Here is a 26,675-nt window from a genome sequence, read left to right on the forward strand (position 1 = left end):
CTCCTTAGGAAAAAGACGAAGGGTGGGTGGAAATTCCCCGGACCGCTTAGTGTCCCGGATGAATGGCGTCGTTGAGGTAGATGCAGGTCAGGATCGCGAACACATAGGCCTGCAGGAACGCGACCAGGATCTCGAGCGCGTAGATCGCGACGGTGAGCGCGAGCGGCATCACCCCTCCGACCCAGCCGATGGCGCCGAGCGAGACGCCGAGCATCGCGACGAACCCCGCGAACACTTTCAGCGCGATGTGGCCGGCCAGCATGTTGGCGAACAGACGCACGCTGTGCGAGACCGGCCGCAGGAAGAACGACAGGATCTCGATGAACATGACCAGCGGCAGGATGTAGATCGGAACGCCCGACGGCACGAAGATGCCGAAAAACTTCAGGCCGTTCTTGTAGAGGCCGTAGATCAGGACGGTGAAGAACACCAGCAGCGCCAAGGCCGCGGTGACGATGATGTGGCTCGAAACCGTGAAGGTGTAGGGAATGATGCCGACCAGGTTCGAAACGCAGATGAACATGAACAGCGAGAATACCAGCGGGAAGAACTTCATGCCTTCCGCGCCGGCGGTGCTGCGGATCGTCGAGGCGACGAATTCATAGGTGATTTCGGCGACCGACTGCAGCCGCCCGGGAACCAGTTGCCGACCGCTCGCCAGCATCAGCGCGCCGATCAGACCGACGGCCACGAACATGTAGAGCGAGGCATTGGTGAAGGCGATCGTGTGATTGCCGATATGGCCGATCGTGAAGAGGGGCTCGATGTTGAACTGATGAATCGGGTCGATTTTCATCCGCGCGGCCTTGGTTCGCCGGCCTTTGCCGGCAATCGAATTGCAAACGTCTCTACTTCCCGCCAGCGCTCAGTGCCTGCCTCGAGCCACGCCCGCAGACCTCACCACGTTGACCACGCCGGCGACGAAGCCGAGCAGAAAAAACACGATGAGTCCCCACGGCGACGTCGACAGCCAATGGTCGATGCCCCAGCCGATCACTCCCCCGACAACGACGCCGGCGATCAACTCCGAGGAAAGCTGGAAACCGCGCGCCATGGCCGATGCCCTGGCAGCCCCGTTTCCGCTTTCATGGGCGGTTTGATCAGTCCTGAGCTGGCGGCTGCCGCGAATTTCGGACAACCGCTGGTCGAGACTTCCGAGCCTTGCGGAAAGCGCAGCTTCGTCGGACTTGTCGCGATCCCCATTCTCACTATCGTCCGTGCCTTCAGCCATGCTGCAGAGCCCCGAAACGAAGCGGGTGAATGAAAATAACGCCCGTCGCCCTTAAAAGCCGCGCGGACCATACTGACCACGTCCAACCAAGTCAAGATTGCGGCTCTACTACCTAAAACCTTGACCTGATTGCGAAAATTGTGCGCGCCGGCAGCTGGCCGCGATGCTGCCGCCGCATCGCACAGCGCAGCGGCATGGAATCGATCCGGTCACCTGCCGACGGCCGTTCCGGCCGTGTCGCGGCCGGCCCCGGTGCGGTCCGTCGCGAGCGAGGACAGCGGCGATTTTTCGCACCGGGTGGTCCCATCGCAAGGCGGGACGCGCGGCTTTCCGTCGCGTCGGCAGTCTGTGGCAGGGCCGCTGCCGGATCGAACGTCCGCTTTCATGCGTTGAAGGTGAGCCGTGCGCCGCAGGGAGCGCAGGTATAGGATCGGGGAAGGGTTTTGCGGAGCAACGTCATGAGCACACCGTCCTCGAAGTTTCCCGCCGCTCTCGTCGCGGTGGTCGCGGTGGCCTGCTGTGTGACGGCGAGCGCGATGCGCGCCGAAGAGGGGCTGCCGGACAATGAGAACGGCCGCTATACGCTGTCGCTCGTGACCGGCGGCGTGATGCGGCTCGATACCCGCACCGGCGCGGTGTCGAGTTGCACCAATTCCGAGCAGGGGTGGGCCTGCTATGTGGTGCCGGACGAGCGCGCGGCGTTCGATGCCGAGATCGGCCGGCTGCAGGCGGAAAACCAAAAGCTGAAGGCGCGGCTCGCGGAGCACGATTCCACGGTAACCGGCAAGATCGACGAGCCGCTGCCGAAATCCGACCCGCTGAACAAGGCCGAGCCGAAGGTAGCCGACGGCGCGCGCAAGATCGAGATTCCGTTGCCGAGCGACCAGGATGTCGACCGCGTGATGTCGTTCCTGGAACGCGCGTGGCGGCGGCTGATGGAGATGGCCAACCGGGTGCAGAAGGATGTCTCCGGCAAGATTTGAGACACGCTCGTGAATTCGATCTCGCGTTCCGCGCCCTCGATCGTCGGTGCGACCCGCATCGCCTCGTCGCAGCTCGTGGTCCAGACCCGCGGCCGCGGCTTTGCCGATCTGACAGGCGAGGTCACGGCTTTCGTGCGCGAGATCGGCGCGAAGGAGGGGGCGTTGACGCTGTTCATCCGCCATACCTCGGCGTCGCTGACGATCCAGGAAAATGCCGATCCGACCGTGCTTGAGGACCTCACGACGGCGCTGGCGCGGCTGGCGCCGGAAAATGCCGGGTGGCGCCATGACACCGAAGGTCCCGACGACATGCCGGCGCATGTCAAAACGATGCTGACGGCGACCTCGCTGCACGTGCCTGTCATCGGCGGCAGGCTCGCGCTCGGCACCTGGCAGGCGATCTACCTGATCGAGCACCGCGCCCGCCCGCACCGGCGCGAAATCGTCTTGCAGTTCACGGGCGGCACTGAATGACAAACCGGCCGCGGATTGCTCCGCGGCCGGTTGTGTTGCGAGAAGCGTTTGCGCCGGGCGGCGGCCGCCCGGCGATTCCTCAGGTCGACTTGATGTCGACGTCCTTGGTTTCCGGCAGGAAGAAGAAGCCGACCACCGCGGTGATCGCGGCGAAGATGATCGGATACCAGAGACCGGAATAGATATCGCCGGTCGAGGCCACGATCGCGAAGGCGGTTGCCGGCAGCAATCCGCCGAACCATCCGTTGCCGATGTGATAGGGCAGCGACATCGAGGTATAGCGGATCTTGGTCGGGAACAGTTCGACCAGCATCGCCGCGATCGGCCCGTACACCATGGTGACGAAGATCACCAGGATGAAGAGCAGTCCGATGATCGCAGCCACTTGTGGACGGAAGATGTCGAATGGGTTGGACATCTTCACGATGCCGGCGTCTCCCGCCTTCGGATAGCCGGCGGCGGCAACGGCCGCAGCGACGGCCGGGTTGCCGGCCTTGGCGTCGGTGTACGGCACTTCCTTGCCGTTCACCGTCACCTTGACCCCTGAACCTGCAGGTGCTGCGACGGTCGAATACTTGACCGACGACTGCGCCAGGAAGGCACGGGCGGTGTCGCAGGGCGCGGTGAACACGCGGGTGCCGACCGGGTTGAACAGGTCGCCGCAGCCTGCGGGATCGGCCACCACCTCCACCTTGGTCGCTTCGATCGCCTTCTCCAGCGCCGGGTTGGCGTTGGTGGTGATCATGCGGAAGATCGGGAAGAAGGTCAGCGCCGCGATCAGGCAGCCGCCAAGGATGATCGGCTTGCGTCCGATCTTGTCCGACAAGATGCCGAACACGATGAAGAAGCCGGTGCCGAACAATAGCGACCACGCGATCAGGAGGTTGGCGGTATAGCCGTCGACCTTCAGGATCGATTGCAGGAAGAACAGCGCGTAGAACTGGCCGGTGTACCAGACCACGCCCTGGCCCATGGTGCCGCCGAGCAGCGCCAGCAGCACGAGCTTGCCATTGCTCCAGTTGGCGAAGGCTTCGGTCAGCGGCGCTTTCGAACTCTTGCCCTCATCCTTCATCTTCTGGAAGATCGGCGATTCATTGAGGCGGAGCCGGATCCACACCGAAATGCCGAGCAGCAGCACCGATACCAGGAACGGAATGCGCCAGCCCCACACCGCGAAGTCGGCTTCGCCGATCGCGGTGCGGGTGAACAGGATCACCAGCAGCGACAGGAACAGGCCGAGCGTCGCGGTGGTCTGGATGAACGAGGTGTAGTAGCCGCGCTTGCCGTTCGGCGCGTGTTCGGCGACATAGGTCGCCGCTCCGCCATATTCGCCGCCGAGCGCCAGGCCCTGCGCCAGGCGCAAGGCGATCAGGATCACCGGCGCGGCAAAGCCGATCGTGGCCGCGTTCGGCAACAGGCCGACGATGAAGGTCGATAGACCCATGATCAGGATGGTGACGAGGAAGGTGTATTTGCGGCCAACGATGTCGCCGATCCGGCCGAACACGATGGCGCCAAACGGGCGGACCAGGAAGCCGGCGGCGAAGGCGAGCAGCGCGAAGATATCGCGGGTTGCCGGCGGATAGGCCGAGAAGAATTGCGCGCCGATGATTCCGGCGAGCGAGCCGTAGAGGTAGAAGTCATACCATTCGAAGACGGTACCTAGTGACGAAGCGAGGATCACGAAGCGTTCGTCCTTCGTCATCCCTCCCGCACCGGTATGAGTTGCAACCATCGTAGACATCTGGATTTCGCTCCCCGAAAACGTTGATGCAAAGCAATCCCCATCCGGACTCTGCCGGATCCACCCTGGGGTTCGCCCCAAGGTAACATCGCTGTGAAGGCCCGCCATATAAGACTTTTGGCCTTTTCCGCACGCGTCGCGTGCAATTGGTAGCGATCAACCGCAGGCCGGCGGCGCCGTGCTATTGCGGCGCACAAGGCGTTGGATTAACTGCGTTTTTGCAAACATACGCAAACATACATTGTGTGCTTGCATGCCACGTTTCGGAAGGGGAGAATCCAATTCCCTTTGGGCTCGTGAGTTGCGCGATCCTGCCGGCCGTCACAGCATTCAGAAGGAATAAATGACTGCAGCCAGCACCCGTCTCGTAATCGCCGACGACCACCCGCTGTTCCGCGACGCTCTGCGGCAGGCCGTCACCGGAGTCGTGCCCCAGGCGAAGATCGATGAGGCCGGTTCGTTCCAGGACCTGACGGCGCTGCTCGAGCAGGATTCCGACGTCGACCTGATCCTGCTCGACCTTTCGATGCCGGGCATCTCGGGCTTCTCGGGGCTGATCTATCTGCGCGCGCAATATCCGGCCGTGCCGGTGGTGATCGTGTCCGCGAGCGATGACAGCGGCACGATCCGCCGCTCGCTCGACTTCGGCGCTTCCGGCTTCATCCCAAAACGCTTCGGCGTCGAAACGCTGCGCGATGCGATCCTCAAGGTGATGGAGGGTGACGTCTGGGTGCCGCCGGACACCGACCTGTCGTCGGCCGCCGATCCCGAAATGACGCGGCTGCGCGACCGCCTGGTGACGCTGACCCCGCAGCAGGTGCGGGTCCTGATGATGCTGTCGGAGGGCCTGCTCAACAAGCAGATCGCCTATGAGCTCGGCGTCTCCGAGGCGACCATCAAGGCGCACGTCTCGGCGATCCTGCAGAAGCTCGGCGTCGAGAGCCGGACGCAGGCGGTGATCGCCGCCGCCAAGATCGCCGGCGGCCAGTGGCGCCAGGCCACGCCGACGACCTGACCTCAGGCGGCCGGCGTGATTCGGTACGCGCAGCGCCGCGCACCGGCAAGGATGTGATCGACGCGCTCGATCATGACGTCGGTGCCCAGCACAGCGCGAAACACGGCAAGCTCGGAACGGCAAAGGCCCTGACAGGCCGCCGCCGCCGCGCAGATCGGGCAGTGGTTCTCCACCAGAAGAAAGCCGTCTGCGTCCTTGACCACGCTCGCCATGTAGCCTTCCTGGCTCCGGATCCGGGCGAGCGCTGAGAGTTTCTGTCGAAGCGAGCCCCGCGTTCCGACCGCCTTGCGGTAGTCGGCAATGCTGGCGCGTTCGCGATGCGCGATCAGCGTTTCCAGACCGCGCTCGCCAAACACCTCGTGCATCGACCGCAGCAGATCCAGCGTGAGGTCGGAATGGCGGTCGGGGAAGCGCCCGTGGCCGCGCGCTGTCAAACGCCAATACTTCCGCGGCCGTCCGCGCCCTTCACGCTGATCGTCGCTCTCGACGAGGCCCGCCGCTTCGAGCTTGAGGAGGTGCTGACGCGCGCCGGCAGGGGTGATGTCGAGGCGCGCGCCGACACCGGCGGCGGTCTGTGGGCCGCGCGCCTTCAGTTGGAACAGGATGCGATCCTGGCTGCGGGTGTCGTCTTGACTCACGGGCATATTTTAGAAACAAGATGCTATTTAAAATAACATGATTTCTGTCGCGGGCAACTGCCGGAGCGTCAGTCCGGAAGGAGGCTTCCGCCATGAAGCAGGATGTGGTCCGGGAGGGGTGGCGGTCGCTCCTCAAGCGGGAATGGATTCCGACGCTCACCATCCTGCTCGGCGGCGTGCTGCTGCAATCCATGAACGTGCTGATGTTGACAACGGTGTTGCCGTCAATCGTCGGCGAACTCGGCGGCGTCACAATGCTGAGTTGGCCGACCACCGCCTACCTGGCTTCCTCCATTGTTGCGGCAAGCTGTGTCGGCGTCCTCTCGACTGCGCTTGGCGCTCGGCGGGTCTATTGCGTGGGGGTTGCGATCTTCGGTATGGGCGCTGCGCTGTGTTCGCTGGCGCCGGCGATGGGTTGGATCGCGGCCGGCCGGCTGATCCAGGGATTCGGCGGCGGTCTGGAGGCCGCCGTCGCCTATGTGCTGGTCCGGGGCACGTTCCCGGAGCACATGTGGTCGCGAACGATCGCGCTGATGTCGACGAGCTGGAGCATGTCGGTGCTGATCGGCCCGCTGGTCGGCGGGACGTTTGCCCATTTCGCCAGCTGGCGTGGTGCCTTTGTCGCCAGCGCCGCGACCGCCGTGGTGCTGGCGACCGCAGCCTTCTTCGTCCTCTCGCCGGTCACGGCGGCGCGGCCCGCTTCGTCGGCGCGCGTGCCTCTCGGCCGTGTTGCGCTGATCTGCCTTGCTATCGCCGCGACGTCGGTCACCTCTGCTGTCGGATCGTCATTCTTGAAGCTTGGCCTGATCGTCACGGCGATCGCCTCGTTTGTCGCGATGCTGCGGCTTGATCGTCTGGCATCGCCCCGGCTGCTGCCAAGCGACGCGTTCTCCTGGCGCACGAGCACCGGCGTCGGTCTGTGGCTCGCGCTGCTGCTCTGCATCAACTTCAGTCCGCTGCAGATCTACGTGCCGATGTTCCTGCAGCAATTGCATGGCTTCGATCCGCTCTCGGCCGGCTTCACCGTCGCGAGTGCCTCGCTGGGCTGGAGCGCCGCCTCGCTTCTGACGGCCGGAGTGTCGGCCCGCTGGGCGGACCGCCTGATGTTGATCGGTCCTGCGATCATGGGGGCGAGTCTTGCCGCGATCGGGCTGCTCGGTCCGAACGGCGCGGCGCCCGTTGTGCTGCTGGTCGTGGCGATCGCTATGCTGGGTGCCGGTATCGGCCAGTGCTGGCCGCTCGTCGCGCATCGCATCATGGACAGCGCCAAGGCGGGCGATGAAGTGGTTGCGGCCTCATCGGTGCCGACCATCCAGCAAATGGGCTTTGCGTTTGGCGCCGCGATCGCGGGATTGATCGCAAGTGCCAGCGGCCTGTCAGCCGCGACCGCGGATGCAACGATGGTGCAGGCCGCCTTCTGGGTGTCCGCGAGCTTCGTGGTGTCGGCCATGCTCGCCCTTGCGGCCGGGCTCCGCCTGCGTGCGCTGCGCAAGGCTCAAGCCGGCCTGTCGTAAGGCTTATTCCGCCGCGACCATCTGCTGGCTGCGCCATTGTCCGATCAGCGCGCGCAGCGAGGCCGGTTTGACCGGCTTGTTGAGCACGGCGATCTTCTCGTCACGCGCGGCAAGGCGCACATGCGGGCTGCGGTCGGCCGTGATCAGGATTGCCGGGATCGTCTCGCCGAACCGGCGGCGGATTTCGCGGATCGCGGCGACCCCATTGCCGCGGTCGAGATGATAATCGACCAGCAGTCCCGTGACCCGTCCGCCGGCGGCCTCGATCGCCTCCATCGCGGCCTCGGGCTCGCTGACCGCGATCACCTCGGCGTCCCAGGCCGTGAGCAGCGTCCGCATGCCGTCGAGGATCGCCGCGTCGTTCTCGATGCATACGATCAGCGCGCCGCTCATCGGCGCGCGCGCCAAGGGCGTCGCGCTGGTGACGGCGGCGGTGTGATTGACGCCCTTCGCGGTCGGCACGGTCACCGAGAACACCGAGCCGCCCCCTGAATTGGCGTCGATCGCGATGCCGTGGTTGAGCACGCGTGCCAGCCGCTCGACGATGGACAGACCGAGCCCCAGCCCGCGCGCGATCCGCGCGCCCTGCTCGAGGCGATGGAACTCCTTGAAGATCTCGCCGCGCTTGAGGATCGGAATGCCGACGCCGGTATCGTAGACGCCGATCTGCAAGGACTGGCCGCGCCGCCGGCAGCCGACCAGGACGCGGCCCTGCGGGGTGTATTTGATGGCGTTGGAGATGAAGTTCTGCAGCAGCCTGCGCAGCAGCGAGCGATCGGATTTGACCGGCAGCGAGCAGGGCACGAAGGTGAGCGCAAGGCCCTTGGCGCGCGCGATCGGCGCGAACTCGATCTCGAGCGAGCGCATCAGGTCGCCGATCTTGAAGCTGGAGATCGACGGCGTCATGGCGCCGGCATCGAGCCTGGAAATGTCGAGCAGCGCGCCAAGGATCTCCTCGATCGCCTCCAGCGAATCGTCGATGTTCTCGACCAGGCGCGAATCCTCGCCGCCCTTCTGCCGCTCGACCAGGCTCGTGACATAGAGCCGCGCCGCGTTGAGCGGCTGCAGGATGTCGTGGCTCGCCGCCGCGAGGAAGCGCGTCTTTGAGATGTTGGCGTCCTCGGCGGCGCTCTTCGCCAGCGCAAGCTCGGTGTTGAGGCGGGTCAGCTCCTCGGTGCGGTCGCGGACGCGCTTCTCCAGCGTCGCGTTCGCCCGCTCCAGCGCCTCGGCTGCCTCGAAGCTCGGCGTCACGTCGGAGAAGGTGATGACGAGGCTGCCGCCGGGCATGCGGTTGGCGCGCACCTCGATGACGAGATGGCGGTCCGGCAGGCGCTCCAGATAGGGCTCGCCCTCGGTGGTGTAGGCGGCGAGGCGCCGCTCCAGCACGGCTTCGCCGTCGCCGGGATCGGCGTTCCTCACCGCCATGAATTCCAGGATCTCCTGCAACGGCATGCCGAGCTGCACCAGTTGTGGCGGCAGTCCCAGCAATTCACCGAACTGCCGGTTGGAGCAGATCAGCTGCAGGTCGGCGTCGAACACGACGATGCCCTGGCGGACGTGGTTGAGCGCCGTCTGCAGGATTTCGCGGTTGAAGTGCAGCGCGGCGTGGGAATCGTCGAGCAGCTTCAGCGCGGCCTTGGCCGAGACGGTGCGCTTGCGCAACAGCAGCGACATCACGAGCCGCGAGGAGGCCGCGCCGATCGAGGACGCGATCAGGTGTTCGGCATGCTGCAGCAGCTCGAAATCGGCGGGCGCGGCCGGATCGAGCCGGATATGGCGGCTGGTCGCAAACGCCTCGAAGGACTGCCGTGCGCGGTCGGGACCGAGATATTGCGCGACCGTGGTCTGGATGTCCTGCACGGTGACCGTGGTGCGCCAGCGGCGGAAGGTCGGCGCGATCGGCGCCAGCGTGTTCGGCACGAACAGGTCGGCCTGCACCAGCTCGATCGAGGACGGCCGGCGCGACAGCGAGAGCAGCACATAGGTCACGAGGTTGAGCGCGAGCGACCACAGGACGCCGTGCAACAGCGGCGACAGGTCGGCGCCGAACAGCGCCTGCGGCCGCAGCGCCTCGATGCCGAACGGGCCGTGCTGGAGCAGCATCAGCCCTTCCGTGCTGCTGTCGAGGAAGCTCGGCAGGAACAGCGTGTAGACCCACACGGCGAAGCCGACCAGCATGCCGCCCATCGCGCCGCGCGCGGTGGCGCGGCGCCAGAACAGCCCCCCGAAGAAGGCCGGCGCGAGCTGCGCGATCGCCGCGAACGACAACAGGCCGATCGCCGCGAGCTGGGTGTTGCCGAGCGCGCGGTAGTAGAAATAGGCCATCACCATGATGGCGAAGATCGCGACCCGGCGGGACTTCAGCAGGAAGTCGCCGAAATCGGCGCCCTCATGCGCGTTGCCGCCGCGCTGCAGCACCAGCGGCACCACGATGTCGTTGGAGACCATCACCGAGAGCGCGACGCATTCCACCATCACCATGGCGGTCGCAGCCGACAGGCCGCCGACGAACACGGCAAGGCTGAGCCAGGTGGCGTCGACCTCGATCGGCAGCGCCAGCACATACATGTCGCTGTCGACGGCGCCGAACGGGAAGGTGACGAGGCCTGCCAGCGCAATCGGGATCACGAACAGGTTGATGGCGACGAGATAGAGCGGAAACAGCCAGCGCGCGCGGCTGATCTCGGCGTCGCTGGAATTCTCCACCGCACTGACGTGGAACTGCCGCGGCAAGAGCACGATGGCGAAGAACGCGAGCGCCACCATGCACAGGAAGTTGCCGACCGAAGGCGAGTAGTCGAGCACACGGACCGCCTCGGGGGTCTTCAGCGCGCGCTGGATCAGTTCGTGCGGATCGAACATCCAGAAGGTGACGAAGGCGCCGGCAGCGAGGAAGGCCACGAGCTTCACGATCGATTCGGTGGCGACCGCGAGCATCAGGCCGTGCTGATGCTCGGTGGCGTCGGTATGCCGGGTTCCGAACAGCACGGCGAAGGCGGCCATCGCCAGCGTCACCATCAGCGCGATGTCGCCGACGATCGGGATGTGGGAGACCGCCTGGTCCTCGCTCAGGATGGTTTCGAGCGACGAGGCCGCCGCCTTGAGCTGCAGCGCGATATAGGGCACCGAGCCAATGATCGCGATCAGCGCCACGGTGGCGGCGACCGCCTGGCTCTTGCCGTAGCGCGCCGCGATGAAGTCGGCGATCGAGGTGATGCGCTGCGACTTGGCGAGCTGGATCACGCGGCGGAACAGCGGCGTGCACAGCCCGATCATCACGATCGGGCCGATATAGATGGCGAGGAAGTCGACGGAGGTGCGGCTGGCGAATCCGACCGAGCCGAAGAAGGTCCAGGACGTGCAGTAGATCGCGAGCGACAGCGGGTAGATCCAGCCGCTCGCGCGCTCGCGCTGGACCTGCGAGCGGCGGTCGCCATGGCTCGCAACCAGGAACAGGAACCCGATGTAGCCGAACGCGGCTGCGATCACGCCCCAATCATGCAGCATCGCTGCCTGGCTCCTTGTGCCGCCGCCCCGAAAAACTCCGTTTGGCTGAAATCTAACGCCTCGCGCGCGCAGGCAACAGCCAAATTCCCGTTTATTTTCGGGAATTTGGATCGTCGTTAAGGCGGTGTGGGAGCGCGCCTATTCGGCTGCCAGCGACTTGCGCTTCAGGGGCAGGCCAAGCTGTTCCCAGACCTGCAGCAGCGCCTCGGCGAGGCCGTCGATCAGGCCGTCGTCATGGTAGGGCGAGGGCGTGATGCGCAGCCGCTCGGTACCCTTGGCGACCGTCGGATAGTTGATCGGCTGGATGTAGATGCCGTGCTGCTCGAGCAGCAGGTCGGAAGCGCGCTTGCACTTCTCGGGGTCGCCGACGAACAGCGGCACGATATGGGTTTCGCTCGACATCACCGGCAGGCCGGCCGAAGTCAGGATCGCCTTGACGCGGGCGGCGCGATCCTGGTGGCGCTCGCGCTCCCAGTTCGAGGTCTTCAGGTGACGGATCGCGGCGGTTGCGGCCGAGCAGATCGGCGGCGGCAGCGCGGTGGTGAAGATGAAGCCCGGCGCGTAGGATCGCACGGCGTCGATGATCTCGGCGCTGGCCGCGATATAGCCGCCGAGGCAGCCAAAGGCTTTCGCGAGCGTGCCTTCGAGCACGTCGATGCGGTGCATCACCCCGTCGCGCTCGGCGACGCCGCCGCCGCGCGGGCCGTACATGCCGACCGCGTGAACCTCGTCGACATAGGTCATGGCGCCGTAGCGCTCGGCAAGGTCGCAGATCTTCGCCAGCGGCGCGATGTCGCCGTCCATGGAATAGAGGCTTTCGCAGGCGATCAGCTTCGGCCGGTCGGCCGGAATGGCGCGCAGCAGCTCCTCCAGGTGAGCCATGTCGCTGTGGCGGAAAATGATCCGCTCGCAGCCGGCCTGGCGGACGCCCTCGATCATCGAATTGTGGTTGAGCGCATCCGACAGGATGACGCAGTTCGGAATGAGTTTTGCGATGGTCGCGATGCCGGTCTGGTTCGAGACATAACCCGAGGTGAACAGCAGGGCTGCTTCCTTGCCGTGCAGGTCGGCGAGTTCGGCTTCGAGCTGCACCAGCGGATGATGGGTGCCGGCGATGTTGCGGGTGCCGCCGGCGCCGGTGCCGACGCGGGTCGCGGTCTCGACCATGGCGCCGACCACCTTGGGGTGCTGGCCCATGCCGAGATAGTCGTTGGAGCACCAGATCACGACATCGCGGCGCCCTTGCGGGGAATGCCATAACGCATGGGGAAAGCGGCCTGCGATCCGCTCCAGGTCGGCGAAGACGCGATAGCGCCGCTCGTCATGCAGGCGGTTGAGGGCATTGTGAAAAAAGCTGCTGTAATCCATCGCGGAACCCAGGGAACCCCTTAAGCGGCGGGTCCCTTTTTAGAGCCTTTCCAGCTTTGCTGTCGAGCCGGAATCCCAACCCCGCTAAGCCGTTGACGGATGAAAGGGATACCCGAAACGAGGGGCTGCGGGTTGACAAGGATCAACGGGCGAGATGCGCGCTCACGTGGTCTTGAAGCGCAGCACGCCGTCCTGCTCGCTCGCGGTCAACCTGCCCTCGACCAGCATGTAGTTGACATGGGCGATCAGTTCGCCGGCCGCGAAAGCCCGCGGCCAATTACCATCTGCCTGGCGCGTGCGGCGGCCTTTCGGACGTGGCCATCGCAGTCATCTGCGAACGATGACAGGGCCGGTAGGATCTTAGGGCCGCCAAAGGCCTCGGCCAGTTCGCAGGCCCATGTACGATGCCGTGGAAGTGCGTCTACGCAAAGGGCATCGAAAAGCACCTGCCAATTGTCAGCATGGGGGTTCTGTCTTAGGGTCCAGGCGGCTTCCCTGCGAACGCCAATTTCGGGGTCTTCCTTGTAGATTTCGAAGACCAGCTGAAAATCAGCGTCAGTCCAAATCTTAGCCAAAGCGCGAAGTGCGCTCTCTCGCATGGACGCCGCTGGCTCTGCCAGCAATGGCCGCACCAGGTCGTGCGCTTCGACCAACTTCCATTGTTCGATGACCTCGCAAGCTGTACGCCTGACGTAGTCAGAAGGGTCACGAACGGTGTCCAAAACGCTTGCGATGAGCTCACGACCGCGTTTGTGCTTGCCGATGACTTCCAAAGCGGTTCGCCGTAGAAATTGATCGCTCGCTCCAGACAACCTACGAAGAGCGTCCAGGGCCTCGTCATCGTCGCGCGAGACCAGTCTACGAATAGCCTCATGCGTTATTGGTGGTTCTGGTTTGGCGGACAGCTTGCTCGCCTCTTGGAAATCAGGTGGTGCGAAATCGCAAAACGCCGTCCTGCTCGCTCGCGGTCAACCTGCCCTCGACCAGCATGTAGTTGACATGGGCGATCAGTTCGCCGGCCGCGAAGCCCATCTGGTGCGGGTCCAGCGCATGGCGGTGGAACACCACCGGCACGAGTTCCTTGGAGGTTTGCGCCGTATCGCGGCAGGCATCCGCGATCATCCGGCAACGCTCCTCGTGATGGTCGGCGAGCTGCTTGATGCGGGTCTTCAGCCCGTAGAACGGCACGCCATGGCCGGGCAGCACCAGCGCGTCATAGGGCAGCGTGGTGGTGAGGCTCGCGAGCGAGGCCAGATATTCGCCGAGCGAGTTCTGGTCGGGCTCGACCGCCCACACGCTGACATTGGGCGAGATCTTGCTCAGCACCTGGTCGGCGGAGAGGAACAGCTTGTCGGCCGCGCAGTACAGCATCACCTGGTCCAGTGCGTGGCCGCCGCCGGTGATGACCTTGAAGCGCCGCGTGCCGATCGAGATCTCGTCGCCATGCGAGATGCGCCGGTAGGACGCCGGCAGCACCGAGACCCGTTTCAGATAGTCCTGGCCGCGGCCGAGCAGCAGGTCGGTCAGGCCCTCGTCCATGCCGTGGCGACGGAAGAACAGCCGCTGGGCGTCGAGGCGCTCCTCGGTGCCGCGGTTCTGGTGATAGACCGACTGCAGATATTCCACCTGCGACATGTGCAGCGCGCAGCCGAAGCGCTCGATCACCCAGCCCGCGAGGCCGACATGGTCGGGGTGCGAATGGGTGACGATCAGCCGGCTGACGTTCACGCCCTTGAGCGGACCGTCGAACAGCGCGGTCCAGGCGGCGATCGATTCCTCGTTGCCGAAGCCGGAATCGACCATGGTCCAGCCGTCGCCGTCGGCGAGCAGGTAGATGTTCACATGGTTGAGGCGGAACGGCAGCTTCAGCCGCACCCACAGCACGCCCGGCATCACCTCGACGACCTGGTCGGGACCGGGATGGTTCTCCCAGGGGTATCGCAATGCCTCCGCCGAGGACTGCGCGCTGTCTGTCTTCGAATGCATGGTATCGGCTTAGCTGCACCGGCCGCGCAGCGCCAGCCGAAAAAGGCATGTCAGGGCATCATCCCCCGTTCACAGCGAATCGGACGGGAGCCGGAGGGGCGGATTTTCCGGGTCCCGGAACGGGACAGGAGCATGATCCGGAAAAGTGTGCACCGGTTTTCCCTCGCGACCAACGCGGAACGCGTTTGCGCGGAGATCATGCTCAATCAAAAACCGAAAGCGCGATGACGATTCAACCTAATCTCATCGTGCTTTAGGCCGCGCGGATGTTGGTGAGGAACGCGTCGATCTCCCCGCGCAGCGTGTCGGCCTCGCGGCGCAGCGCCTCGGAGGCGCCGAGCACGTCGGAGGCGGCGCGGCCGGCCTCGGAAGATGCCGCGGCAACGCCGACGATGTTGCTGGAGACGTCCTTGGTGCCGGCGGCGGCATGCTGGATGTTGCGGGCGATCTCGCGGGTCGCCGCGCTCTGCTCCTCGACCGCGGCGGCGATCGCCGTGGTCACCTGGTTGATCTCGCCGATGGTGCCGCCGATGTTCCTGATGGCGCCGACCGCCGACGTCGTCACCTGCTGCATGCTGGCGATCTGGGCGCGGATCTCGTCGGTCGCCTTGGCGGTCTGGTTGGCGAGGTTCTTCACCTCGGCCGCGACCACGGCAAAGCCGCGGCCGGCTTCGCCGGCGCGCGCCGCCTCGATGGTGGCGTTGAGCGCGAGCAGATTGGTCTGCGAGGCGATCACCTGGATCAGGTCGACCACGACCGAGATGCGGCCCGCATTGTCGGCCAGCCCCTGCACCGTGGTGTCGGTGGCGCTTGCCTCCTCCACCGCCTTGCCGGCGACCGCGGCCGAGGTGACGACCTGGCGGCCGATCTCTGCTATCGACGACGACAGCTCTTCGGTGCCGGTCGATACCGTCTGCACGTTGACCGAGGTCTCTTCCGCCGCGGACGCCACCGCGCTCACCAGGGCGCTCGACTGGTCGGCGGTCGCCGCCATGCTCTGCGCCGTGGTCTGCATCGAATCGGCGGACTGCTGCAGATTGTCGAGCGCGGCGCGCACGGTGCGCTCGAACTCGACGATGCGCGCCTCCATGCGCGAGGCGCGCTCAGCCTTGGCGGCGCGGTCCTTGTCCTGCGCGGCGGAGAGCGCGCGGCCCTCGATCATGCTCTCGCGGAACACCTGCAGCGCGTTTGCCATCGAGGCGATCTCGTCGTGCTGGTGGCTCTGATAGATCTCCGATTCGAGGTCGCCGTCCGACAACAGCTGCATCGAGCGCTGCAGGCTCTTGATCCGCCGCAGGATGTTGCCGCCGACGTAGCGCCACACGAACAGGATCGAGCCGAGCAGGGTCGACGCCCCGAGCGCGATCATCACCAGCGTCGCCAGGGAAATCTCCTTGCGCGCCTGGAAGGTCGAGGTGTTGGTGTCGCCCTGCACGCCGTCGACGAGCTGCTGCACGCTGATGCCGAGCCCGACGTTGAGCTTGCGCGTCTCCTCCAGCACGGTCTGGCCGTAGTCGCTGGCGTCGAGCTCCTTCTGGCGCACCTTGAAGATGCGGTTCTTGCCCTCGCCGAGCGCGAGCAGCTTCATCGCGGCCTCGCCGAGCGCGCGGTTGCTGCTGTTCTTCGGCAGCAGCTCGAGGTTCGACTTGACCTGCGCCTCGGTCTCCTTGAACTGCTTCTCGATCGCGTCCAGCGTGTCGCTGTTGTTGGCCGAGAGCGCCGCGGTCATGTCGGCTGCGGCCAGGTTGCCGTTCGCGATCACGTTGCCGAGCTGCTCGACCATGCGCGCCGCCTCCGTCGCGTCGTCGGCGGAAAGATTGGCGGAGCCGAGGATGGCGTTGAGCTGGGTCTGGACGTCGAGCATCGCGGGGCTCGCGGCGGCGACGAAGGCGGCCTGCGCCGCGCGCAGCGCCGCGTAGCGCCGGTCATGCTCGGCGGCGGCCTCCAGCCGCTCGCGGGCGGCCGACACCAGGCTTTTGGTCGCCTCGTCGATGCTCTTGACCGTTTCGCCGAGCGCCGCGGCGACGTTCCTGTCGGCGCCGAGCTCGATGATCTCGCCGAGCTTGTCCAGCGTGCCCTTCTGGATCTCCTCGATCTTCTTGACGCGCTCATTCAGCGCGTCCGCGCCCGGCGCGGCGAGCAGCGCCGGTCCCTGGGCGGCGAGGCCGGCGCTCTGCGCCGACAATTGCAGGCTGGCCGCAAGGCGGGGGATATCGCGCCCGGAGAGGTCGAGCATGGTCTCGCCGATATGGCGCAGCTCAAGGCCGGCGCCGGCGGAAATGATGATGGCCATGCCGGCGATGACGGCGAAGGCGGCGAACAGGCTGCCCCTGACGCCCCATTGCGGCCTCAGGAAGCCAAACCAGCCGGATTTGCCCGCGCTCTTTCGTCCCGCCATGGCCTTCTGCCTCCAAAGCTGCCGATCGTCCTGATCGGCCGGGCCGGCAGTATCGCGTTACCTGGTTAAAAAGTTGGGAAAGTGCCGGGCCTCCAAACAAAAAGGCCGGCGTGACGCCGGCCTTTCCGCAATTTTCTGGGTGATCGCGCCGATTAAGTGCTGCGATCGGTCTTTGTCTCAATACTTGGCGACGACCGGGCCACCCCAGTTGAAGCGGTAGTTGATGCCGGCCTTGATGGTGTGGTCGTCGGTGGTGAAGCGGCCGAACGGCGCCAGCGCGCCCGGAACGACGAAGTTCGAGTCGCCGAAGTTGTAGTACTGGTATTCGACCTTGGCCGACCAGTTCTGGGCGAACATGTATTCGAGGCCGGCGCCGACGGTGTAGCCGTCGCGATGGTTGCCGTTGATCGCGAACGCGGTCGGCGCACCGAGGAAGGTCACGGTCTCGTTGTTGTCGGAGAAGGCGTAGCCGCCCTTCACGTAGAGCAGGGCCGGACCCCAGGTGTAGCCGACGCGGCCGGTGACCGAGCCGATGCCACGCTGGTTGTTGTTGTAGGCGAAGCCGTTCGGGAAGATCGCGCCGACATTGCCGGAGAGCCAGCTGTACTGGCCTTCGACGCCGAGCACCCAGTTCGGGGCGAACTGCCAGTCGTAGCCGGCCTGCACGCCGCCGAGGAAGCGGCCGTTCGAGTTGCTGCCGGTGGTCAGGCCGTTGAAGTTGTTGCTCGACGAGAACGCGCCACCGAGATGGCCGCCGATATAGAAGCCGGTCCAGTTGTAGATCGGCGCCGCATAGGCGGGAGCCTTGTTGTAGTAGGGAGCGCGTGCGCCGAGGTCGGCAGCAAGTGCTGGCACGGTCGCGCCGAGAGCGACGAGCGCCACAGTAGCGAGCAGAATCTTCTTCATTGGTCTTGTCTCCAAAGGATCATTCCAGAGGCGCCGCTTCCCGCGTGCCGTCCATGGCGCGCAATTAGACAGAATTTGAATAAAAAGCTGTCACCTCAGGGCCACACCAAGCCGTAACCCAACATATTGAGGAACAAGTATTTTCCGTGCTTAATGGGGCCTTAATGAAAGCTAAAAGAAGCCTTAATTTGGAAAGGCCCGCACGGACGCCGCGGTAACATCGTCCTAGCGCATGATCCGGAAAAGTGTGCAGCGGCTTTCCCTCGCGACAAACGCGGAACGCGTTTGCGCGGAGATCATGCGCAAACGACAAGCTACAGCGCGATGGTGCTTCGACCTGATGCCGTTGCGCTTTAGCCAAGCCGGCGGCGCACTTCGTCACGCATGTTCGCGCGAAACGCCGCGCGCCGCGCGGGGCGATCCTGCTCGCGCACGTCATGGCGGTCGAAGATGTTGAAATTGTCCAGGATCGGATAGCGCTCGCTCGCCATGGCGAGAATGCGGAGCAATTCCGCCGCCGTCCCGCTCGGGCCAGAGATTTCCCAGCGGCGAATGGTGTCGGGGCCGTCGGCCGCGGGCAGACCGCACAGCTTCGCCATGTCGGTGGCCGACAGGGTGCGGCCGATCGCCTCGCTCAAATCCAATCGAAGCTGCTTCAGTTCGGCGCCTGTCATCCGAATCGGTTTCCGTTGTCGTGCAGCGACGAACTGTGAAGCTCCGCGACGGTTTCGCGGAGGATCACGCTCGCCTCATCATCTATTCCACTCTCTGCCATGCTTGCGCGAGAACGACCAGGAGTGGTTCGCTCGAGCAGGATGGCACGCCCGTCCTTGATGGAAAGTAATGATATTCTGCGACGTTACGACAGCGACATTCGAGTTTCCATTCCGATGACTGAAGAAGAGCAAATCGCTCGGACGAGCGCGCCTGTCACAGTGGGTAGCCTCGTCGAAGACTTATGCGCGTTGGGGCTTCGGGCCGGCGACCTCGTGCTCGTTCACGCGTCGCTCAGTTCGCTTGGTTGGGTCAACGGAGGTCCCGTCGCCGCCATCCAGGCCTTGCTCCGGATAGCAGGCGAGGGCGGTACCATCGTCATGCCGGCGCAGTCGGCTAACCTCACAAATCCCGACAATTGGAGGGCGCCATCCGTTCCCGAAGCGTGGCGGAACACGATCCGCGACACCATGCCAGTCTACGACCCGCATATTACGCCGACACGAGATATGGGATGCATCGCGGAGCTGTTTCGCTGCTGGCCTGGAGCTGTTCGCAGCGATCACCCCTCAACTTCGTTTGCAGCGGTTGGCCCGTTGGCGGCGCAGGTTGTGAGTGGTCACAAATTGGACGACCCGCTGGGCGCAAGCTCTCCCCTGGGCACGCTCTACAGGCTCGGGGCGAAGGTCCTTCTGATGGGTGTCGATTTCGACAAATGTACCGCGTTACACCTCGCGGAGCAGATGGTATGGGCAGACCGACCCAAACTGCAGGAAGGTGCGCCGCTTTTGATTGACGGCAAGAGGCAGTGGGTTTCGTTCGACGTTCCGCGTCTGATGGATAGCGAACACTTCGTTCCGGTCGGGGTCAGCGCGTTGCAGGCAGGGATGGCTGCGATCGGTCCGCTGGGTGAGGGCCGGGGTGTCCTCGTCGACATGCGGCGGCTCGTCGAGCATGCCGTCAGCATCTGGTCATCAAGGCCAGACCCCGCGTCAGCTAAAGACGGCGAGCGCGGCTAAGCGAACGTGACGCAGCAATGCTTTCGCCGCTTCGCGAGAATCGCCCTTGATGCCGGCGAAAGGCTCAACATGTTCAGTAAGTTGATGATGTCGCAGGGACATTGCTGGTGCTGCCGGACAGGATTGAACTGTCGACCTCTCCCTTACCAAGGGAGTGCTCTACCACTGAGCTACGGCAGCAGACGTGAGGCTTCACGAGAATCGGGCCCAAAGGGGCTCCACACGGCGGCCGATCCTTGCCACAAGGTGCTAGGCTGCGCAAGCAGGTAGCGGTCCCGGAAGGCGGCCGCAAATCAGGCCCCGACTGCAGCTGGGAGCCTCCATTTCCCGGGGGTCTGTTTTGCGAATTGGGTTCCGCACGGGCTTGGCGGCGAGCTGCCCGGATGGGCGATTGCCGGGTGCGTGGAACACGCGATGGCTGGCGCCCCCGGGCCGGGTCATCCTCCGCGGCAAAACGCGACGATGATGGACAAGACACCAATGGGCAAGAACGACAACAACGAGGGTCAGTCACAGCGAAAGGACTCGCGACAGGACCGGTTGAAGCTGGCCTTGCGCGAGAACCTGAAGCGGCGAAAATCGCAGGCACGCGAACGCGAGCAAGGCGGCATGCCTTCGAACGATCACGAAACACCCCTAGAAGGGAAGGCCGGCGACAAGCCAGGCCGATAGGGCGTGCGCCTGATCTAAAGACGAGAGGCGGGGATGGCAGTCGAAAGCAGGACGGCAGGCGCGAGCGGCGCGGTTTCGGTGCGGGTTTTTTCGCGGCCCGAGCAGACATTTCCGACGCTGACGCCGGCTGAAATCGCGCGCATGCGCCGTTTCGGCGAGATCAGGACGTTCAAGCACGGTGAATGCCTGTTCGAGACCGGAAAGCCCGGGCGCGGCATGTTCGTGGTACTGTCGGGCCACGTCGCGATCACCGAGCGCGACGGCCTCGGCCATGTCACGCCCGTCGTCGATCAGGGGCCGGGCCAATTCATCGCCGAGAGCGGGCAGCTTTCGGGGCGCGTCGCGCTGGTCGACGGTCACGCCGAGGGCGACGTCGAGACGCTGCTGATTCCACCGGACAAGCTGCGTGCGCTGCTGGTTGCCGAGGCCGATCTCGGCGAGCGCATCATGCGCGCGCTGATCCTGCGGCGGGTCAATTTGATCCAGGGTGGCGTCGGCGGCCCGGTCCTGATCGGCCCGTCCGATTCGACCGGCGTGGCGCGCCTGCAGAGCTTCCTCACCCGCAACGGCTTTCCACACCATCTGCTCGATCCCGAGCGCGACCGCGACGCGGCCGACCTGATCGCACGCTATTCGCCCGCGCCGTCGGATTGGCCGCTGGCGGTCATCGCCGACGGCACGGTGCTGCGCAATCCGAGCGAGGGCGAGCTCGCCCGCGCGCTCGGCATGATCGGACCGCGCGGCGACAAGACCTATGATGTCGCGATCGTGGGCTGTGGTCCGGCCGGGCTTGCCACCGCCGTCTATGCAGCTTCCGAAGGCCTTTCGGTCGCCGTCCTCGACACCCGCGCCTTCGGCGGCCAGGCCGGCGCCAGCGCGCGCATCGAGAACTATCTCGGCTTTCCCACCGGCATTTCCGGCCAGGCGCTGGCGGGGCGCGCCTTCACGCAGGCGCAGAAGTTCGGCGCCGACATCATGATCCCGATGAGCGTGAAATCGCTCGACTGCTCGCGCAACGACGGCGCCTTCGCGCTGACGCTGGATTGCGGCACGCCCTTGCGCTCGCGCTCGGTCGTGATCGCGAGCGGCGCGCGCTACCGGCGGCCCGACATCGAAAACCTCGACAGGTTCGAGGGCCGCGGCGTCTGGTACTGGGCCTCGCCGGTGGAGGCGCGGCTGTGCGCGCAGCAGGAGGTGGCGCTGGTGGGCGCCGGCAATTCCGCAGGGCAGGCGGCGGTGTTCCTGTCGGGGCATGCGCGCAAGGTCACCATGATCATCCGCGGCGGAGGCCTGGGCGCCAGCATGTCGCGCTACCTCATCGAGCGCATCGAGGCGACGCCGAACATCGAGCTGATCTTCAACGCCGAGGTGGTGGCGCTGGAAGGCGGCGAGCAGGCTTCGCTCGAGCGCATCCGGTGGAAAAGCCGGCTGTCGCCCGAGCTATTCACGAGCGAGGTTCGCAACCTGTTCCTGTTCGTTGGCGCCGATCCCGCTACCGGCTGGCTCGACGGTTGCGGCGTTTCGGTCGATCGCGGCGGCTTTGTGCTGACCGGCATGGGTGATGGCGTCAGCGCAGGGCGGCCGGCGGGATCGCTCGAGACGAGCGTGCCCGGCGTGTTTGCCGTGGGCGACGTCCGCTCGGGCTCGGTCAAGCGGGTTGGCGGCGCGATCGGCGAAGGCGCGCAGGTGGTGGCGGCGCTGCACGGCTTTCTCGGCGACGCCGCCAAGCCTGTGCTCTGACTGCCGCGGTCGAGGCGCTTGCCCGCTGCGCGCCACGCTTTTTCAAAGATGGTTCAACCCTTTATCGCACGAGGCTTGCAGGGGTGACGTCAAGGGTGACGTCCGCTCGAAAATTGCGCGTTCGGTTCGCCATGGTGTTTTCAACCAGTTCTGGCGCTTGCGCGCTGTGGCAATTTGCCGGGTCACGCCGTAGCATGCACGACGTCTCAATGGGGAGCGCACACCATGATCCTGGGTATGAGCCTGGCTACCTTCACGATGGTCCATGTGATCATCAGCCTGATCGCGATCGCCTCTGGCTTCATCGTCATGTTCGGCATGCTGGGTGGAAAATGGATGCCGGGACTGACCGCGATCTTCCTCCTGTTCACGATCCTGACCAGCGCCACCGGCTTCCTGTTTCCGTTCACCGAGCTACTGCCTTCGCACATGGTCGGTATCCTCTCGCTGGTGCTGCTCGCGATCGCCTGTCTCGCACTCTATGCGATGAAGCTCGCCGGTCCGTGGCTCTGGATCTATGTGCTGACGGCGCTGGTCTCGCTCTATCTCAACGTCTTCGTGCTGGTGATCCAGGCGTTCCTCAAGGTCCCGGCGCTGCATGCGCTGGCGCCCAGCGTGCCGCCGAGCGAGCCGCCCTTCGCCGTGGTGCAGGTCGTCGTGCTGGTATTCTTCGCGGTCGTGATCATCGGCGTGTGGCGGCGCTTTCGTCCTGCAATGCTCGCCTGAACGGGCTCGCCGCGGACCGTCCCCAGGTTTGCGGTGCCGCTTGCCTGACGCAGACGGCTAGTGGAGCGGATTTGACGTTCGCTACCCTCGCCGCGATTCCTTGATGCGAACGTCAAATCCAAAGCTCCACTAGAAGCGACAATCTGGTAGTGGTCCTTTTGATTCTAACATTCGCAAAAGAGCCAGCCGCAATGGGATGCGAATGTTAGAATCGGGCCACTACCCCATCAAATAGCCGCAAAGTTGCCGGCTTCTGCCGCCAACCCGACCTCTTCTGCCTGCCCAGTTTCAGGAATCCGCAATGGATCGCATTCGCATCACCGGCGGCCACAAGCTCAACGGCACCATCCCGATTTCCGGTGCCAAGAATGCCGCGCTTCCCCTGATGATCGCGGGCCTGCTCACGGAAGAGACGCTCATCCTCGACAACGTGCCGCGGCTCGCCGACGTCGCGCAGTTGCAGCGCATCCTCGGCAATCACGGCGTCGACATCACCGCGCAGGGCAAGCGCGTCGGTGACCGCGCATATCAGGGCCAGACCCTGCATATCTCCGCTGCCGACGTCATCGATACCACGGCCCCCTACGAGCTGGTGTCGCGCATGCGCGCGAGTTTCTGGGTGATCGCGCCGCTGCTGGCGCGGATGCATGAGGCGCGGGTGTCGCTGCCGGGCGGCTGCGCCATCGGCACGCGGCCGGTGGATCTGCTCATCATGGCGCTGGAGCAGCTCGGCGCCGACATCTCGATCGATGCCGGCTATGTGGTTGCCAAGGCGCCCGGCGGGCTCAAGGGCAACGCGATCGATTTTCCCAAGGTGACGGTCAGCGGCACCCATGTCGCCCTGATGGCAGCGACCCTCGCCAGGGGCACGACCGTGATCGACAATGCCGCCTGCGAGCCGGAGGTCGCCGACGTCGCCGCGTGCCTCAACAAGATGGGCGCCCGGATATCGGGCGCGGGCACGCCGCGCATCGTGGTCGAGGGTGTCGATCAGCTCCATGGCGCCCGTCACACCGTGCTGCCGGACCGCATCGAGGCCGGCACCTATGCGATGGCGGTGGCGATGACCGGTGGCGACGTGCAGCTCTTGGGAGCGCGCTCCGAGCTTTTGCAATCGGCGCTCGACGTGCTGACGCAGGCCGGCGTCGAGATCGCCGTGAATGGCGATGGCATCCGGGTCGCCCGCAACGGCGCAGGGCTGCGCCCGGTCACGGTTTCGACCGCGCCATTCCCGGGCTTTCCCACCGACCTGCAGGCGCAGCTCATGGCGCTGATGGTCAATGCAGAGGGTTCCTCGCGGATCACCGAGACGATCTTCGAGAACCGCTTCATGCATGTGCAGGAACTGGCGCGGTTCGGCGCCAGGATATCGCTCGACGGCGAGACCGCCACCATCCACGGCGTCGACAGGCTGCGCGGCGCTCCGGTCATGGCGACCGACCTGCGCGCCTCGGTTTCGCTCGTCATCGCCGGGCTTGCGGCCGAGGGCGAGACCATGGTCAACCGCGTCTATCATCTCGACCGCGGGTTCGAGCGTCTGGAGGAAAAACTGTCGGCGTGCGGGGCGTCGATCCAGCGCATCAGCGACTGAACGTGCCATCGAGCCTGTCATGCCGGATCCCGCTCCCCTCAAGCTGATCGCGCTCGATGCCGACGATCTCGCCATCGTCTCGGCGCATGTGCAGGATGCGCGGGTGCAGACCCGCGACATCATCTGGCGGCAGGCCGAGAAGCGGCTGGTGGTCGGCATGAACCGGCTCGACTGGGAGCAGACGCTGACCGGGGAAACCACGCCGCGCCGCCTGGTGTCGGCGTTGCGGTTCGACCGGGTGCTCGCCTGCAAGGCGCGCAACATCGACCTCAAATCGCCGGAAACCGTGCTCGACCTGATCGGGATCGAATTCCATGAGGAGGATGCGCCGGGCGGCAGCGCGCTGCTCCTGTTCGCGCAGGGCGGGGCGCTGCGGCTTGATGTCGAATGCCTGGAATGCGAGCTGACGGACCTCGGGCCGGACGATCTCGGTACCGCCGATCCGGATGACGGGCTGGACGATTAACCATCCGCTTCGTCCCGGCGAATGCCGGGGCGGTGGCGCCTCGCCGGGCCGGCGCAGTTCCGAGGGTTGACGACGACTGGCCGGCGCGCCATGCAGGAGGAAACGATTTCGGCCGGGCGCGGGTTCTGTCCGCAAGGCTGGTGACCGCCTCTCGCCGAACAGGCGTTACGCATTTTCAACAAGAAGCCGCCAATGCCCCTTCGACTGGACCGCAGCAGCGCCGATTTCGACGAGCGATTCGGACAATTTCTCGCGGCAAAGCGGGAAGTCTCCGCCGACGTCGAGGCGGCCGTGCGCACGATCGTCGATGACGTTGCCCGGCGCGGCGACGCGGCGCTGATCGAGGCAACCAGGCGGTTCGACCGGCTGGCGCTCGAGGCCGGCGGCTTGCGGGTGTCGGCAGCCGAGATCGAGGCGGCGGTCAAGGCCTGCGATCCCAAGACCCTGGAGGCGCTCGAATTCGCGCGCGATCGCATCGAGAGCTTCCACGTCAGGCAAATGCCGAAGGATGAGCGGTTCACCGACTCCCTCGGGGTCGAGCTCGGCTGGCGCTGGAGCGCGATCGATGCGGTCGGGCTCTACGTTCCCGGTGGCACCGCGGCCTATCCGTCCTCGGTGCTGATGAACGCGGTGCCGGCCAGGGTCGCCGGCGTCGCGCGGGTGGTGATGGTGGTGCCGGCGCCCGACGGCAGGCTCAATCCGCTGGTGCTGGCGGCGGCGCATCTCGCCGGCGTTTCCGAGATCTATCGCGTCGGCGGCGCGCAGGCGGTGGCCGCGCTCGCCTACGGCACCGCGACGATCGCGCCGGTGGCCAAGATCGTCGGACCCGGCAATGCCTATGTCGCCGCCGCCAAGCGGCTGGTGTTCGGCAAGGTCGGCATCGACATGATCGCCGGCCCCTCCGAGGTGCTGGTCGTTGCCGACGACACCGGCAATGCTGGCTGGATCGCCGCCGATCTTCTGGCGCAGGCCGAGCATGATGCGAGCGCGCAGTCGATCCTGATCACCGATTCGGAGCGCCTCGCTTCCGAGGTCGAGCGCGCGGTCACGGCGCAACTCGCGACGCTGCCGCGCGCCGAGATCGCCGCCGCCTCCTGGAACGATTTCGGCGCCATCATCCTGGTCGAGAAGCTCGCGGATGCGGTGCCGCTCGCGAACGCCATCGCCGCCGAGCATCTGGAGATCATGACGCGCGATCCGGATCGGCTGGCGGCGCAAATCCGCAACGCCGGCGCGATCTTCCTGGGCCCCCATACGCCGGAGGCGATCGGCGACTATGTCGGCGGCTCCAACCACGTGCTGCCGACGGCGCGCTCGGCGCGGTTCTCCTCGGGGCTCGGCGTGCTCGACTTCATGAAGCGGACCTCGATCCTGAAATGCGGCCCCGACCAGTTGCGTGCGCTCGGACCTTCGGCGATGACGTTGGGCAAGGCCGAGGGACTGGAAGCCCATTCGCGCTCGGTTGGAATGCGCCTCAATCTCCCATGAGCAAGCCGCCCGCACCGGATGACTCCAGCAATCGCATCGTCGCGGTGACGCTCGACGAGGAGTCGATCGGCCGTTCCGGGCCCGACATCGAGCATGAGCGCGCGATCGCGATCTACGACCTGATCGAGCAGAACCTGTTCGCGCCCGACGCGGCCGATGGCATCGGTCCCTTCACGCTGCATCTCGGCATCACCGGCAACCGGCTGATGTTCGACATCCGCCGCGAGGACGGCACGCCAGTGGTGGCGCATCTTTTGTCGCTGACGCCGTTTCGCCGCATCGTCAAAGACTATTTCATGATCTGCGACAGCTACTACCAGGCGATCCGCACCGCGACGCCCGACAAGATCGAGGCGATCGACATGGGCCGGCGCGGCATCCATGACGAGGGATCGCGCACGCTGCAGGAACGGCTGAAGGGCAAGGTGCGGGTCGATTTCGAGACCGCGCGGCGCCTGTTCACGCTGATCACCGTGCTGCACTGGAAGGGCTGAC

23 protein-coding genes, 1 tRNA gene and 1 pseudogene are annotated in these 26,675 nt (G+C 65.4%); 12 read left to right on the top strand and 13 right to left on the bottom strand.

Annotated elements, in window-relative coordinates; all coding sequences use genetic code 11:
- Positions 1 to 46 precede the first annotated feature (46 nt).
- Together QOU61_RS04410 and QOU61_RS04415 are read right to left on the bottom strand one after the other, a co-directional pair.
- The gene (locus QOU61_RS04410) at positions 47 to 796 is read right to left on the bottom strand and encodes a F0F1 ATP synthase subunit A (RefSeq protein WP_289656917.1); all 750 of its coding nucleotides are present in this window, start codon (positions 794 to 796) and stop codon (positions 47 to 49) included.
- 69 nt (positions 797 to 865) lie between these two features.
- Positions 866 to 1,231, bottom strand: coding sequence for an AtpZ/AtpI family protein (locus tag QOU61_RS04415; RefSeq protein WP_289656918.1), 366 nt, complete (start codon positions 1,229 to 1,231; stop codon positions 866 to 868).
- A gap of 458 nt (positions 1,232 to 1,689) precedes the next feature.
- Between QOU61_RS04415 and QOU61_RS04420 the strand changes: the two genes are divergently transcribed.
- Together QOU61_RS04420 and QOU61_RS04425 are read left to right on the top strand one after the other, a co-directional pair.
- Positions 1,690 to 2,214 carry a hypothetical protein gene (locus QOU61_RS04420; RefSeq protein ID WP_289656919.1) on the top strand — a complete coding sequence of 175 codons (525 nt, stop codon included), beginning with the start codon at positions 1,690 to 1,692 and terminating at the stop codon, positions 2,212 to 2,214.
- 9 nt (positions 2,215 to 2,223) lie between these two features.
- Positions 2,224 to 2,688, top strand: a complete 465-nt coding sequence (locus QOU61_RS04425) for a secondary thiamine-phosphate synthase enzyme YjbQ (RefSeq protein ID WP_289656920.1) — start codon at positions 2,224 to 2,226, stop codon at positions 2,686 to 2,688.
- A 79-nt stretch (positions 2,689 to 2,767) separates the two neighbouring features.
- On the opposite strand, the gene QOU61_RS04430 is transcribed toward QOU61_RS04425, so the two are convergent.
- Positions 2,768 to 4,393 carry an MFS transporter gene (locus QOU61_RS04430; RefSeq protein ID WP_289656921.1) on the bottom strand — a complete coding sequence of 542 codons (1,626 nt, stop codon included), beginning with the start codon at positions 4,391 to 4,393 and terminating at the stop codon, positions 2,768 to 2,770.
- A gap of 382 nt (positions 4,394 to 4,775) precedes the next feature.
- Between QOU61_RS04430 and QOU61_RS04435 the strand changes: the two genes are divergently transcribed.
- Entirely contained in the window at positions 4,776 to 5,447 is a 672-nt protein-coding gene (locus QOU61_RS04435; RefSeq protein WP_289656922.1) for a response regulator, read from the top strand.
- 2 nt (positions 5,448 to 5,449) lie between these two features.
- Here QOU61_RS04435 and QOU61_RS04440 read toward each other — a convergent pair whose 3' ends face one another.
- Complete coding sequence (locus QOU61_RS04440) at positions 5,450 to 6,091, bottom strand: helix-turn-helix transcriptional regulator (protein WP_502876883.1); 642 nt, start codon at positions 6,089 to 6,091, stop codon at positions 5,450 to 5,452.
- A gap of 86 nt (positions 6,092 to 6,177) precedes the next feature.
- Here QOU61_RS04440 and QOU61_RS04445 point away from each other — a divergent pair, with 86 nt between their 5' ends.
- Positions 6,178 to 7,599, top strand: a complete 1,422-nt coding sequence (locus QOU61_RS04445) for an MFS transporter (RefSeq protein WP_289656924.1) — start codon at positions 6,178 to 6,180, stop codon at positions 7,597 to 7,599.
- Between the two features lie 3 nt (positions 7,600 to 7,602).
- Here the strand turns inward: QOU61_RS04445 and QOU61_RS04450 are convergent, their stop codons facing one another.
- The 8 genes and pseudogenes from QOU61_RS04450 to QOU61_RS04480 form a co-directional block, all read right to left on the bottom strand.
- Positions 7,603 to 11,106 (bottom strand): PAS domain-containing hybrid sensor histidine kinase/response regulator, encoded by a 3,504-nt coding sequence (locus QOU61_RS04450; protein WP_289656925.1) that lies wholly within the window; start codon positions 11,104 to 11,106, stop codon positions 7,603 to 7,605.
- Between the two features lie 138 nt (positions 11,107 to 11,244).
- Positions 11,245 to 12,474 (bottom strand): 5-aminolevulinate synthase, encoded by a 1,230-nt coding sequence (gene hemA, locus QOU61_RS04455; RefSeq protein WP_289656926.1) that lies wholly within the window; start codon positions 12,472 to 12,474, stop codon positions 11,245 to 11,247.
- A gap of 162 nt (positions 12,475 to 12,636) precedes the next feature.
- A pseudogene (locus QOU61_RS37325) lies at positions 12,637 to 12,738 on the bottom strand (MBL fold metallo-hydrolase); the annotation flags it as partial.
- Positions 12,720 to 13,286, bottom strand: coding sequence for a HEAT repeat domain-containing protein (locus QOU61_RS04460; RefSeq protein WP_502876884.1), 567 nt, complete (start codon positions 13,284 to 13,286; stop codon positions 12,720 to 12,722). The gene QOU61_RS04460 and the pseudogene QOU61_RS37325, both read right to left, overlap by 19 nt.
- A gap of 112 nt (positions 13,287 to 13,398) precedes the next feature.
- Positions 13,399 to 14,460 carry an MBL fold metallo-hydrolase gene (locus QOU61_RS04465; RefSeq protein ID WP_289656928.1) on the bottom strand — a complete coding sequence of 354 codons (1,062 nt, stop codon included), beginning with the start codon at positions 14,458 to 14,460 and terminating at the stop codon, positions 13,399 to 13,401.
- A gap of 253 nt (positions 14,461 to 14,713) precedes the next feature.
- Complete coding sequence (locus QOU61_RS04470; RefSeq protein WP_289656929.1) at positions 14,714 to 16,858, bottom strand: methyl-accepting chemotaxis protein; 2,145 nt, start codon at positions 16,856 to 16,858, stop codon at positions 14,714 to 14,716.
- 177 nt (positions 16,859 to 17,035) lie between these two features.
- The gene (locus QOU61_RS04475; RefSeq protein ID WP_289656930.1) at positions 17,036 to 17,764 is read right to left on the bottom strand and encodes an outer membrane protein; all 729 of its coding nucleotides are present in this window, start codon (positions 17,762 to 17,764) and stop codon (positions 17,036 to 17,038) included.
- Between the two features lie 353 nt (positions 17,765 to 18,117).
- Positions 18,118 to 18,408: a helix-turn-helix domain-containing protein gene (locus QOU61_RS04480; RefSeq protein ID WP_289656931.1), complete on the bottom strand. Its 291-nt coding sequence runs from the start codon at positions 18,406 to 18,408 to the stop codon at positions 18,118 to 18,120.
- A 189-nt stretch (positions 18,409 to 18,597) separates the two neighbouring features.
- On the opposite strand from QOU61_RS04480, the gene QOU61_RS04490 reads away from it, so the two are divergent.
- Complete coding sequence (locus QOU61_RS04490) at positions 18,598 to 19,497, top strand: AAC(3) family N-acetyltransferase (protein ID WP_289662255.1); 900 nt, start codon at positions 18,598 to 18,600, stop codon at positions 19,495 to 19,497.
- A 105-nt stretch (positions 19,498 to 19,602) separates the two neighbouring features.
- Here the strand turns inward: QOU61_RS04490 and QOU61_RS04495 are convergent.
- A tRNA-Thr gene (locus tag QOU61_RS04495) sits at positions 19,603 to 19,677 on the bottom strand.
- 282 nt (positions 19,678 to 19,959) lie between these two features.
- Between QOU61_RS04495 and QOU61_RS04500 the strand changes: the two genes are divergently transcribed.
- The 7 genes from QOU61_RS04500 (at position 19,960) to QOU61_RS04530 (ending at position 26,674) form a co-directional block, all read left to right on the top strand.
- Positions 19,960 to 20,169 (top strand): hypothetical protein, encoded by a 210-nt coding sequence (locus QOU61_RS04500; RefSeq protein ID WP_289656933.1) that lies wholly within the window; start codon positions 19,960 to 19,962, stop codon positions 20,167 to 20,169.
- Positions 20,170 to 20,202: 33 nt separating this feature from the next.
- Positions 20,203 to 21,909, top strand: coding sequence for an FAD-dependent oxidoreductase (locus tag QOU61_RS04505; RefSeq protein ID WP_289656934.1), 1,707 nt, complete (start codon positions 20,203 to 20,205; stop codon positions 21,907 to 21,909).
- Positions 21,910 to 22,134: 225 nt separating this feature from the next.
- Positions 22,135 to 22,635, top strand: coding sequence for a hypothetical protein (locus tag QOU61_RS04510; protein ID WP_289656935.1), 501 nt, complete (start codon positions 22,135 to 22,137; stop codon positions 22,633 to 22,635).
- Positions 22,636 to 22,936: 301 nt separating this feature from the next.
- Positions 22,937 to 24,226, top strand: coding sequence for a UDP-N-acetylglucosamine 1-carboxyvinyltransferase (murA, locus tag QOU61_RS04515; RefSeq protein WP_289656936.1), 1,290 nt, complete (start codon positions 22,937 to 22,939; stop codon positions 24,224 to 24,226).
- A gap of 19 nt (positions 24,227 to 24,245) precedes the next feature.
- Positions 24,246 to 24,692 carry a DUF2948 family protein gene (locus QOU61_RS04520; protein WP_289656937.1) on the top strand — a complete coding sequence of 149 codons (447 nt, stop codon included), beginning with the start codon at positions 24,246 to 24,248 and terminating at the stop codon, positions 24,690 to 24,692.
- A gap of 192 nt (positions 24,693 to 24,884) precedes the next feature.
- Positions 24,885 to 26,180, top strand: coding sequence for a histidinol dehydrogenase (gene hisD, locus QOU61_RS04525; RefSeq protein WP_289656938.1), 1,296 nt, complete (start codon positions 24,885 to 24,887; stop codon positions 26,178 to 26,180).
- Positions 26,177 to 26,674, top strand: coding sequence for a UPF0262 family protein (locus QOU61_RS04530; RefSeq protein WP_289656939.1), 498 nt, complete (start codon positions 26,177 to 26,179; stop codon positions 26,672 to 26,674). Before hisD ends, QOU61_RS04530 begins: the two co-directional genes overlap by 4 nt.
- The last annotated feature ends 1 nt before the right edge of the window (position 26,675 follow it).

Origin of the sequence: Bradyrhizobium sp. NP1 (assembly GCF_030378205.1) — a bacterium.
GTDB lineage: Bacteria > Pseudomonadota > Alphaproteobacteria > Rhizobiales > Xanthobacteraceae > Bradyrhizobium.